The sequence below is a fragment of the Kitasatospora sp. NPDC059747 genome (genome assembly GCF_042732955.1).
Lineage (GTDB): Bacteria > Actinomycetota > Actinomycetes > Streptomycetales > Streptomycetaceae > Kitasatospora.
On record NZ_JBHWGV010000156.1, the window covers coordinates 7,122 to 18,324 of the forward strand.

9 protein-coding genes are annotated in these 11,203 nt (G+C 72.5%); 8 read left to right on the forward strand and 1 reads right to left on the reverse strand.

Annotation, left to right across the window (positions count from 1 at the left end):
* Positions 1-104 precede the first annotated feature (104 nt).
* Positions 105-1,043, reverse strand: a complete 939-nt coding sequence (locus tag ACFV4G_RS39120; RefSeq protein ID WP_380447598.1) for a phosphatidylinositol-specific phospholipase C — start codon at positions 1,041-1,043, stop codon at positions 105-107.
* 243 nt (positions 1,044-1,286) lie between these two features.
* Between ACFV4G_RS39120 and ACFV4G_RS39125 the strand changes: the two genes are divergently transcribed.
* The 8 genes from ACFV4G_RS39125 (at position 1,287) to ACFV4G_RS39160 (ending at position 11,043) form a co-directional block, all read left to right on the forward strand.
* Positions 1,287-1,490: a hypothetical protein gene (locus ACFV4G_RS39125; protein ID WP_380447600.1), complete on the forward strand. Its 204-nt coding sequence runs from the start codon at positions 1,287-1,289 to the stop codon at positions 1,488-1,490.
* 471 nt (positions 1,491-1,961) lie between these two features.
* Positions 1,962-2,924 carry a TauD/TfdA dioxygenase family protein gene (locus ACFV4G_RS39130; protein ID WP_380447602.1) on the forward strand — a complete coding sequence of 321 codons (963 nt, stop codon included), beginning with the start codon at positions 1,962-1,964 and terminating at the stop codon, positions 2,922-2,924.
* A 53-nt stretch (positions 2,925-2,977) separates the two neighbouring features.
* Positions 2,978-4,564: an ABC transporter substrate-binding protein gene (locus ACFV4G_RS39135; RefSeq protein ID WP_380447604.1), complete on the forward strand. Its 1,587-nt coding sequence runs from the start codon at positions 2,978-2,980 to the stop codon at positions 4,562-4,564.
* 11 nt (positions 4,565-4,575) lie between these two features.
* Positions 4,576-5,520, forward strand: coding sequence for an ABC transporter permease (locus ACFV4G_RS39140; RefSeq protein ID WP_380447606.1), 945 nt, complete (start codon positions 4,576-4,578; stop codon positions 5,518-5,520).
* 4 nt (positions 5,521-5,524) lie between these two features.
* Positions 5,525-6,361 (forward strand): ABC transporter permease, encoded by an 837-nt coding sequence (locus ACFV4G_RS39145; RefSeq protein ID WP_380447608.1) that lies wholly within the window; start codon positions 5,525-5,527, stop codon positions 6,359-6,361.
* Positions 6,358-7,962: an ABC transporter ATP-binding protein gene (locus tag ACFV4G_RS39150; RefSeq protein ID WP_380447610.1), complete on the forward strand. Its 1,605-nt coding sequence runs from the start codon at positions 6,358-6,360 to the stop codon at positions 7,960-7,962. Before ACFV4G_RS39145 ends, ACFV4G_RS39150 begins: the two co-directional genes overlap by 4 nt.
* Positions 7,959-10,292, forward strand: coding sequence for an arylsulfatase (locus tag ACFV4G_RS39155; RefSeq protein ID WP_380447611.1), 2,334 nt, complete (start codon positions 7,959-7,961; stop codon positions 10,290-10,292). The genes ACFV4G_RS39150 and ACFV4G_RS39155 overlap by 4 nt, the downstream gene beginning before the upstream one ends.
* Positions 10,293-10,389: 97 nt before the next feature.
* Positions 10,390-11,043 carry a 4'-phosphopantetheinyl transferase gene (locus tag ACFV4G_RS39160; protein WP_380447613.1) on the forward strand — a complete coding sequence of 218 codons (654 nt, stop codon included), beginning with the start codon at positions 10,390-10,392 and terminating at the stop codon, positions 11,041-11,043.
* The last annotated feature ends 160 nt before the right edge of the window (positions 11,044-11,203 follow it).

The following is an 11,203-nucleotide window of genomic DNA, read 5'->3' on the forward strand; positions in this document are numbered from 1 at the left end:
ACCCGCGCCCCCCGCGTGTTTGTTCGGTCGCGGGGGCTCTGAGTGGTGAAAACCACACCCCCCACCCCGCCCCCCCCCCGGCCCCGGCCCGCGGCCCGGGCTCCTCACACGAAGTTCTTGTCGATCAGCAGCCGGAGGATCGCCGGGTACTGGTCGGGGAAGTCCATCGGGACGATGCCGAACCGGGCCCGCTCGGCCTTCCGCGCATCGAGGTAGGCGAACACCTCGGGCATGATGAACCGGGCGTTGTGCCGCGGGAAGTTAAGACCGCCGGAGAAGCTGGTGAAGTTCGCGAACATCCGCGTCGCGCCCGGGTCCAGGAAGGCCCTGTCGAACTGGGCCGTGACGAGCCGCGCCTTCTGGGAGTTCTCGATGCCGTCCCAGCGGTCCTGGGTGTCGAACCAGTCGTTGGTGCCGCTGGACCACTGGATGACCGACCACGGGTTGTCGAAGTCGGCCACCAGCACGATCCTCCCGCGCGCCTCGCCCAGGGCGGGCCAGCGGGCGTCCGTCCAGAACCAGCGCCGGAAGCCGAAGTCGTCCAGGTAGTAGTCGATCCGGCGCTGGAACTCGGCCGCGTCGAGCCGGTTGCCGCCCGCGTACTCGTTCTTGATCCGCATCACCACGACCTCCCCCGCGTGCGCGCTCAGGAACGAGGTGCACTGGTTGAGCACGTCCTGGAGCCGGATGTACTGGTAGTTGTCGCTGTGGTAGATCCCCAACTCGCTCGCCGTGCCTTCGAGTCCGTTGCAGCGAATGTCCAGGAACCGTATGCCGCACTGGAGTTGGTCTGGGATGCCCCAGTTCTGGGTGTGCGACCACTCCGTGCCGTGGAGGGGGTCCGTACAACAGGAGTCGTGGGTGCCCGGGACGGTCAAGCCGGTCAGCGGGAGGCCGTCGTCGAGACGGCCCATCCACTCCCGGTCGTCGACCTCCGCGGCGCGCGGCACGCGGCCCGCCGCGACGGCGGGGGCGGTCAGCGCGCCGGCGGCGAGCGCGGCGGCACCGGCCTTCAGGGCTGTGCGGCGGGGCATGAGGCTCATCCGTACTCCCGGAGTCGGGGGCACCCGGCGGGGCGCCCGCAGGAAGTGGTGCTCTCACTATGCTCCAACGTGCCCAGGGGGCAAGGTGGTTCACGCGCGCTTGGTCCTCACCGAACCGCCTCCGTACGGCCATGAACACAAGTCGGGAATCATGACGAATACGGCCGAAGGGGCGAAGCCGCGTGACCACACCGCCGCCGCCGGTGTTGTCAGGCCATCACGCCAGCCTCCGGAGGCCCGCCCATGCGCACCGCCCTGCTCAGTGCCCTGCTCCTCGGCGCCCTCGCCGTCCCCGCCGCCGCGACCGCCGCGACCGCGACCGCCGCGCCCCAGGTCCGCGAGGTGAACCAGGGCTACAGCATCCCCGTGGGCGCCGTCACCGACCTCGGCGCACTGCCGGTGCTCGGCAGCCTCGGGCTGGACTTCGCCCGGCTCCTGGGGCAGTAGACCGCGTCCGCCACCGAAGCCGCCACCGGCACACACCGCCGGTGGCGGCTTCGCGTTGCCCGGAAACACGCGCCCGCCACCGCGCGACACATCCCGCAACACACCGTCACAGCGCCGCAACACCCGTTCCCACCAGCCAAGATGCCGATTGACATCGGCCCACGGCCTTCAGCACGATGAGCCCCGAACCGCGTCGCAGCGAGCCGGAAGGAGGGCCCGTGCACACCGCCGTCCAGCGCGTCCCGCGCGCCGCCGCTCTCCCCGCCCGCCGCTGTTGTCGCGGCACCCGGGCGCTCTGACCGCCCCACACCTCCGGGCGCACCCACCGGCCCCCGAGCGCACCGACCGCTCCCCGCACGCCCTCCGCCGTGCCGCCCCACCCCGCCCGCTCGCCCGGCCCAGCCGTACCCGGACCACGGGCCGCTGCTGCCATCACCCGTCCCCGCCAGGGGATTCGAAGGGACATCCACCATGACCGACCTCCGCCTCACCCCCGCCGCCGGCCGGATCGGCGCGATCGTCCACGACGTCCGCCTCGGCGGCGACCTGCCCGCCGACACCGTGGCCGCCCTCGAAGCCGCCCTGTACGAGCACAAGGTGCTGTTCTTCCGCGGCCAGAAGCACCTCGACGACGCCGAACACGAGGCGTTCGCCCGCCTGTTGGGGCACCCGGTCGGCCACCCCACCGTGCCCAGCGCCGACGGCCGGTACGTCTTCGAGCTCGATGCCACGAAGGGCGTGCGGGCCAACAACTGGCACACCGACGTCACGTTCGTCCCCTCCTACCCGAAGGCCTCCATCCTCCGCGCGCTCGAACTCCCGCAGGCCGGCGGCAGCACGGTGTGGGCGAACACCGCCGCCGCCTACCAGGACCTCCCCACGCCGCTCAAGGCCCTCGCCGACGGCCTGCGCGCCGTCCACACCAACGACTACGACTACGCGGCGAACCTCGCCCTGCGCCCCGAGCTCGCGGACAACGCCGAGGTGGCGAAGCTGTTCCGCGAGGTGTTCGTCTCCACCGCGTTCAAGACCGAGCACCCGGTGGTCCGCGTGCACCCCGTCACCGGCGAACGGACCCTGCTGCTCGGCGCGTTCGCGCAGAGCATCCAGGGCGTCTCCGGCGCCGACGGCCGGGCGCTGATCGGCATCTTCCAGCGCTACGTCGAGCGGCTGGAGAACACCGTCCGCTGGGACTGGCAGGTCGGCGACGTCGCGATCTGGGACAACCGCGCCACCCAGCACTACGCCGTCAACGACTACGGCGACGAGCCCCGCCTGGTGCGCCGGATCACCCTGGACGGCGACCTCCCGGTCGGCGTCGACGGCACGCCGAGCCGGCTCCTGGCGCCCGTCGACCCGCCGCGCGTGGCCGGCCTCGTCCCCGCCGAGGAACTCGACAAGGAGCTCGGCAAGGACCTCGAACCGGCCGCCTGACCCCGCGCCCACGCCCACCGCCGTCCCTGCGCCAGCACCGAAGGACCCACCCGATGACCGCATCCACCACTCCCCCCGCCCCCGGCCTCACCCGCCGCGCCCTGCTGCGCGGCGGCGCCGCCGGAGCCGGCCTGCTGGCCCTCGCGGCCTGCCGGTCGGCGGCCGACCAGGCGGCCCCGGCCGCCGACGCCTCGGCCGGCCCGCGCAAGGGCGGCGTCCTGACGGTGGGCACCGGCGTCGACGTCACGCCGAGCCTGCTCTTCGCCCAGAGCGCCAACACGCTCGTCCAGCGGCTCGTCTTCAACACGCTGACCAGGTACGACGACCAACTGCGCCCGCAGCCGGAGCTCGCCACCTCGTGGCAGGTCGCCCCGGACGGCACGAGCGTGACGCTCCGGCTGCGCGAGGACGTCCGGTTCCACAACGGACGGCGGTTCACCGCCGACGACGTCGTGTTCGCGGTGCAGAACCTCCAGAACCCGGTCCGCTCGGCCCAGTTGCGGTCCACCGCCGCGACCGTCACCGACTTCCGCAAGAACGGCGACTTCGAGCTGACACTGGTCCTCGCGCACCCGGTGAGCAATCTGTTCGACCTCTTCGAGTTCATGATCATCCCGGATCGCGACACCGTCGAGGAGGCCGTCGCCGGGGCGAAGCTGATCGGCACCGGCCCGTTCACCCTCACCGACCGCAAACCCGGCTCCTCGCTCACCTTCGCCCGCAACGACGCCTACTGGAACCCGGGGCGGCCCCACCTCGACGGCGTCGAGATCCGGATCATCCCGCAGCCCGAATCCCTGCTGTCCTCCCTCAGGACCGGCCAGACCCACCTGTCCTACAACGTCCGCGGCAAGGACGTCGCCACGCTCAAGGACGACCCGCAGTTCCGGATCAAGCAGTACGACACCGGCGCCGGCGCCTACTACATCGGCGCCAACGTCACCGCCGAGCACGTCGGCGACAAGCGCGTCCGCCAGGCCATCGCGTGGGCGATCGACCGCGACCGCTTCGTCCAGCAGGCGCTCGGCGGCTACGGCACCGTCTCCTCCGTCCCCTGGCCCAAGTCCTCACCCGCGTACGGCGACGCCGACGCCGCCCACTACCACCACGACCCCGACCGGGCCCGCGCGCTGCTCAAGGAAGCCGGGCTCGGCACGATCACCCTGCCGTTCGCGCACACCGCCGACCCCGGCTCGACCGCGATCGCGCAGATCCTCCAGTACGACCTCAAGCAGGTCGGCATCGAGCTCGTCCTCCAGCCCACCGACTCGCCGACCATGCAGAAGCAGCTCATCGCCCAGACCATGCCCGCGCTGTGGACGCTCAGCCACGGCTTCGCCCAACTCCAGCCCGCCACCCTGGCGGTGAGCGCCTACCCGTTCAACGAGGCCAAGAACAGTTCGCACTTCTCCTCGCCGGCCTACACCGACATCGTGCAGAAGGCCTGGAACCGCCCCGCCGGCGACGGCCCCGAGGCCGCGGCCCTCTACCGGCAGATCACCGACGTCCTGCTGGACGAGGCGTTCGTCATCGACCTCGCCATCGCCGGACTCGTCGAGGTCGCCGGCCGCGAGGTCCAGGGCGCGACCCTCAACAAGTACAGCTACCTCAACCTCGACGACGCCCACCTCACGGCCTGATGGAGCCGCACGTGCGCACCTTCCTGCTCAAACGGCTCCCCAGCGGGCTGCTCGTCCTCGTCCTCGCCTCCTTCCTCGTCTTCCTCATCCTCCGGCTGATCCCCGGCGACCCGGCCACCACGCTCGCCGGCCCGGACGCCTCGCCCGCCGCCGTCGCCGCCATCCGCGCCCGACTCGGGCTCGACCAGCCGCTGTTCGGCCAGTACCTGAGCTGGCTCGGGCACCTGATCAGCGGTGACCTCGGGCCCAGCTACGCGATCGGCGGGCAGGTCGCCGACCTGATCGGCGACGGGATCGCCGCGACCGTCCAACTCACCGCCGGGGCGCTGCTCCTGGTCGTGCTGATCGCCGTGCCGCTGGCCGTCCTCGGCGCCACCACCGGACGACGCCCGGTCGCCGCCGCCGTCCGGGCCGTGACGACCGCCGTCCTCGCCGTCCCGCCGTTCGTCACCGGCGTGCTCCTGGTGCTGGTCTTCGCCGTCTCGCTCCGGATCCTCCCGGCCGGTGGCCACGAATCCCTGCTCGACGCACCGGACTTGGCCGTCCAGTACCTCCTCATGCCCGCCGTCTGCCTCGCCCTGCCCAGCGCCGCCATCCTCGCCCGCTACCTCAAGGACGGCATCGAGCGCGCCCTCGCCGAGGACTACGTCCGCACCGCGACCGCCCTCGGCGTCTCCCGCCGGCGCATCCTCTGGCAGCACGTCCTGCCCAACGCGCTGCCGCCCGCGGTCACCGTGCTGGGCCTCCAGATCGGCCAGCTCATCGCCGGAGCCGTCCTGGTGGAACGCATCTTCGCCTGGCCCGGGCTCGGCCAGCTGATCGAGCAGGGCGTCGCGCGCCGCGACTACCCCGTCGTGCAGGACCTCCTGCTGCTCGTCGTCGCCGTCTACGTCACCGTCCAGCTGCTCACCGACCTGGTGCACGCCTGGCTCGACCCGCGCGTCCGCTGGGAGTGACCCCATGACCACCACCACCCTTCCGCTTGGCCGAAACCGCTACCTCACAGGCCTGTCGACCTGGCGCGGCCTCGCCGGACTGGCCCTCGTCGGCCTGCCCGCCCTCGCCGGACTGCTCGCCCCGCTGCTCACCGACGCCGACCCGGACGCCCAGGGTCCGCTCGCCCTGGCCGGGCCGGGCGCCGGACACCCGCTCGGCACCGACGACCTCGGCCGCGACCTGTTCAGCCGGGTCCTGCACGGGATCACCGCCGACCTCGGGATCGTCCTGCTCGCCGTGCCGGCCGGCGCGCTCCTCGGCTGCGCGTTCGCACTGCTCGCGGCCACCTCCCGGTGGGCCGACCTCGCCGCCCAGCGGGCCTTCGACCTGCTGCTCTCCTTCCCCGGACTGATCCTCGGGCTCGCCGTCACCGCCGTGCTCGGACCGGGCCGCTGGCCGGTCGTCGTCATCATCGCGATCGCCGAAATCCCCTATTTCGGGCGCCAGTTGCGCGCCGGGATCCTGGTGCAGCGGGAACGCGATTACGCGGTCGCCGCACGCGTCGGCGGCGCCACCCGGCGGCGGGTCCTCCTCCGGCACGTCGTCCCGAACGCCGTGGACCCGCTGATCGTCCAGACCGCCGTCGCCCTCTCCGTCGGCGTGTTCATCGAGGGCGCGCTGAGCTTCCTCGGCCTCGGCGTCCGGCCGCCCGAGCCCACCCTCGGCAGCATCCTCAGCCAGTCCGTCGCCTACCTCGCCACTCACCCCGCCTTCGCCGCCGGGCCGCTCGCCGCCACCACCGCGCTGGTGCTCGGCTTCACCCTGCTCGCCGAGGCCCTGAACCGGGGGATCCGCCGATGACGCCCGTGCTCCGAGTCACCGACCTCACCGTGGAGTTCGACGGCACCCGAACCGCCGCCGAACCCCCGGCCGTCGACGGCGCGGGCTTCGGCCTCGCCCCCGGCGACACCCTCGGGATCGTCGGCGAGTCCGGCTCCGGCAAGTCCACGACCGCCCTCGCCCTGCTCCGCATGCTGCCCCCCGGCGGCCGGATCACCACGGGCTCGGTCGAACTCGCCGGGCAGGACCTCGCCGGCCTTCCCGAGGACGGGCTGCGGGCGCTGCGGGGCAAGCGGATCGCGATGATCTTCCAGGACCCGATGTCCTCGCTCAACCCCGTCCTCACCATCGGCCGGCAGCTGGACGAGGCGCTGCGCGCGCACGGCTCGCTGCCGCGCGCCCAACGCACCGCACGCGCCGTCGAGTTGCTCGACCTGGTCGGCATCCCGGACGCCGCCGACCGCCTGCGCGACCACCCGCACCAGTTCTCCGGCGGCCAGCGCCAGCGCATCATGATCGCCCTCGCGCTCGCCCACGACGCCGAGGTGCTGGTCGCCGACGAGCCCACCACCGCGCTCGACCCGACCGTCCAGCAGCAGATCCTCGGCCTGCTCGCCCGGATCAACCGCGAGAGCGGCACCGCCCTCGTCGTGATCAGCCACGACCTCGGCGTGATCGCCCGCACCTGCCGCCGGCTCCTGGTCATGCGGGCGGGACGGATCGTCGAGCAGGGCGACACGGCCGACATCCTCACCGACCCCCGACACCCTTACACCCGACAACTCCTGTCAGCCGTGCCACGCCTCGATGAACCCTCCACGGCCGCCGCCAACAGCACCCCCGGCACCCAACCCCTGCTCACCGTCGACGGATTGCGCAAGACCTACGGCTCCCGCCGCCGGTCCGTCACCGCCCTCGACGGCGTCGACCTCGTGCTGCACCCCGGCGAGACGCTCGGCCTGGTCGGCGAGTCCGGCTCCGGCAAGTCCACGCTCGCCAAGGCGCTCGTCCAGGTCCACGCCCCGTCGGCCGGTGAAATCCGCTACGGCGGCGAACCGTTGGGCCGGACGCCCCGTCGAGAGATCCAGATGGTCTTCCAGGATCCGTACTCCTCGCTCAACCCCCGGATGACCGTCGGACAGATCGTCGCCGAGCCGCTCGTCGCCCACCGCCTCGGCGACCGCGCCGCGCGCGCCGCCCGGGTGGCCGACCTGCTCACCCAGGTCGGCCTCGACCCGGCGGTGGCCGACCGGCACCCGCGCGCCTTCTCCGGCGGCCAACGCCAACGCATCGGCATCGCAAGGGCGCTGGCGCCCGAACCGCGCGTGCTGATCTGCGACGAACCGGTCTCCGCGCTCGACGTCTCGATCCAGGCCCAGGTCATCGACCTGCTCACCCGGCTCCAGCGCGAACTCGGCCTCGCCGTCCTGTTCATCGCCCACGACCTCGCCGTGGTGCGCCGGGTCAGCCACCGGATCGCCGTCATGCACCGCGGCCGGATCGTCGAGACCGGCCCCGCCGACCGCGTCGTCACCAACCCCGAACACCCGTACACCGCCGAACTCCTGGCCGCCGTCCCCCGTCCGGACGAGGCCCGGCCCACCACCCGGAGCACCGCGTGACCACCTCTCCAGACCCGCACCGCCGCGACCCGTACGCCGGCTTCCCCGGCACCGTCGGGCGCACCTTCCGCGAGTCCACCCCCGCCTGGCCCGCCCGCGTCCGCCCGCACGAGGGCGCGCCGAACATCGTCGTCGTCCTCATCGACGACATGGGCTACAGCGACATCGGCCCGTTCGGCGCCGAGATCCCCACCCCCACGCTCGACCGGCTCGCCGCCACCGGCGTCAAACTCGCCAACTACCACACCATGCCGCTCTGCTCGCCCGCCCGCGCGGCCCTGCTCACCGGCCTCAACCCGCACCGCGTCGGCTACTCCTTCGTCGCCAACGCCGACCCCGGCTTCCCCGGCTACGGCATGGAGGTCGCCGGCGACATCCCCACCCTCGCCGAACTCCTGCACGACGCCGGCTACGCCACCTACGCCGTCGGCAAGTGGCACCTGACCCGCGACTCCGCCTCCAGCGCCGCCGACGACCGTGCCAACTGGCCGCTGCAGAAGGGCTTCGACCAGTACTACGGCGTCCTCGAAGGCCTCACCAGCCTGTTCCACCCTCACCAACTCGTGCGCGACAACAGCCCGTTGGACATCGACGAGTTCCCCGACGGCTACTACTACACCGACGACGTCACCGACCAGGCCATCGCGATGGTCAAGTCCCTGCGCGCCCACGACGAGGACAAGCCCTTCTTCCTCTACCTGGCCCACAACGCCGTCCACGGCCCGCTCCAGGCCAAGCCCGAGGACCTCGCCCGCCACAAGGGCCGCTACGACGGCGGCTGGGACGAACTGCGCGCCGCCCGCTTCGCCCGCCAGCTCGCCGCCGGCCACTTCCCGCCCGGCACCGAACTGCCCGACCGCAACGCCGAGGCCGGGTACGACGTCGGCCCCTGGGACGAGCTCACCGACGTCCAGAAGAAGCTGTACGCCCGCTACATGGAGGTGTACGCGGCGATGGTCGACAACGTCGACCAGAACCTCGGCCGGCTCACCGACACCCTGGCCGCCCTCGGCGAACTCGACAACACCATCATCGTGTTCACCAGCGACAACGGCGGCACCGGCGAGGGCGGCCCGGAGGGCACCCGCAGCTACTTCAGCCGGTTCGTCCACCACCCGGACCTCCCCGACGACTGGAACCCGGACGTCGAGCAGGAGATCGAGCTGATCGGCGGCCCGCAGAGCCTCGTCCACTACCCGCGCGGCTGGGGCATGGCCTCCAACACCCCGTTCCGCTTCTACAAGGGCCAGACGTACGCGGGCGGCGTCCGCGTCCCGTTCGTCCTCTCCTGGCCCGCCGGCCTCCCCCGCACCGAGGGCGACACCGGCGTCCGCACGCAGTACCAGTACGTGACCGACATCCTGCCGACGCTGCTCGAACTCGCAGCCGTAGACCGGCCATCGACCCGAAGCCACCAACCAGTGCAGTCCCTGGACGGCATCAGCTTCACCTCCGTCCTGCGCGACAGCGGCGCCGCCAGTACGCACTCCGAGCAGTACTGCGAGATGACCGGCAACCGCAGCTACTACCGCGACGGCTGGAAGCTCGTGACGCTGCACCGCCCCGGCACGCCGTACGACGACGGCGAGTGGGCCCTGTACGACCTGCGCACCGACCCGACCGAGATCCACGACGTCGCCGCCGAACACCCCGCCCTGGTCAAGGAGTTGTCAGAAGCCTGGGAGGCCGCCGCCTGGCGCAACGGCGTCTTCCCGCTCGCCGACGGCAGCGGCGCCCTCGCCCTGCGCGGGCCCGAGGCAGAACGCCTGCGGCGCCCGGTCACGCTGCTGCCCGGCACCCCCGAGCTGGAACGCTACCGCTCCTCCCGGCTGATCTCCTTCCGCTCCTTCACGATCGAGGTCGCCCTCGACGACCACCGGGACGGCGACCAGGGCGTGCTCGTCTCCCACGGCGACCAGGGCGGCGGCTACAGCCTCTACGTCGAGGACGGCCGCCTCCGCTTCGCCTACAACCAGTACGGCGAGCTGCACGAGACCGACGCCGGACCGCTCCCGGCCGGCAGCCGGCTCGTCACCGTCGCGGCCGAGGCCGTCGCCGACCTCAAGTGGCTGTTCCGCCTGCACGTCGACGGCGCGGAGACCGGCCGGCTCGGGCCCGTCCACCAACTCATCGGCATGGCACCGTTCCAGGGCATCAGCGTCGGCGTCGACCGCAAGTCCCCGGTCTCCTGGCCCGTCCACGAACGCCACCGCTCCTTCCGCTACACCGGCGCCCTCCACTCGGTGACCTACGTGCCCGGCGACCCGGCACCGTACGACCCGGAAACCGTCGCCCGGGCACTGCAAGCGGCGGCAGCCGCCTTCGAATAGCCGCCAAGATCGCCAAGTCCCGGTTCCCACGGGCCCCGCCGCGTTAGGCTCGACAGGACGCGGCGGGGCCCGCGCGACCGACCCAGGGGAGGACGCATTGATCGGGGACCTGCTGCCGGACGTCGTGGCGGCCGAAGTCGCTTACAACGACCCGCCGGAGGCCCGACTCGAACCCGCCGAGGCCGCCGTCATCGCCAAGGCCGTCGACAAGCGCCGCCGCGAGTTCACCACCGCCCGCCACTGCGCCCGCGCCGCGCTCGCCCGCCTCGGCGTCGCCTACCGCCCCATCATCCCCGGCCACCTGGGCGCGCCGAGCTGGCCGGACGGCGTCGTCGGCAGCCTCACCCACTGCGACGGGTTCCGCGCCGCCGTCGTCGCCCGCGCCACCGACCTCGCCTCCGTCGGCATCGACGCCGAACCCGCGCTGCCGCTCCCGGACGACGTACTGGAGATCATCTCCCTCCCCGACGAGCGGAAGCGGATCGCCTCAATGCTGCTGCTGCGCCCCGACATCCCGTGGGACCGCATCCTGTTCAGCGCCAAGGAGTCCGTCTACAAGGCGTGGTTCCCGCTGACCGGCAAGTTCCTGGACACCAGCGAGGCCGACCTCGTCCTCTCCCCCGACGGCACCTTCACAGCCCGCCTCCTGGTCCCCGGCCCGATCGTCGGCACCCGCCGCATAGACGGCTTCGAGGGCCGCTGGTCAGTCCGCGACGGCCTCCTGGCCACGGCCATCGCCGTCACCCCGTAACCGATCCCCATACCCGAACCACCCCGCACCAACGCACCCACCCCAACCACCCCCCTCCCCCCAAACCCTCCCCAGCGAGAGGGTGCGCTGCGGGAGGGGGTGGCGGAGGGGGTGGCCGCGGAGAGGGGCGTGACGGGTGATTTTCAGACTGCCAACGATC

Excerpts from the sequence above, each read along its gene's own strand:
- ACFV4G_RS39145 (WP_380447608.1), top strand. The coding sequence starts at position 5,525 with ATGACCACCACCACCCTTCCGCTTGGCCGAAACCGCTACCTCACAGGC.
- ACFV4G_RS39135 (WP_380447604.1), top strand. The coding sequence starts at position 2,978 with ATGACCGCATCCACCACTCCCCCCGCCCCCGGCCTCACCCGCCGCGCC.
- ACFV4G_RS39125 (WP_380447600.1), top strand. The coding sequence starts at position 1,287 with ATGCGCACCGCCCTGCTCAGTGCCCTGCTCCTCGGCGCCCTCGCCGTC.
- ACFV4G_RS39130 (WP_380447602.1), top strand. The coding sequence starts at position 1,962 with ATGACCGACCTCCGCCTCACCCCCGCCGCCGGCCGGATCGGCGCGATC.
- ACFV4G_RS39150 (WP_380447610.1), top strand. The coding sequence starts at position 6,358 with ATGACGCCCGTGCTCCGAGTCACCGACCTCACCGTGGAGTTCGACGGC.
- ACFV4G_RS39120 (WP_380447598.1), bottom strand. The coding sequence starts at position 1,043 with ATGAGCCTCATGCCCCGCCGCACAGCCCTGAAGGCCGGTGCCGCCGCG.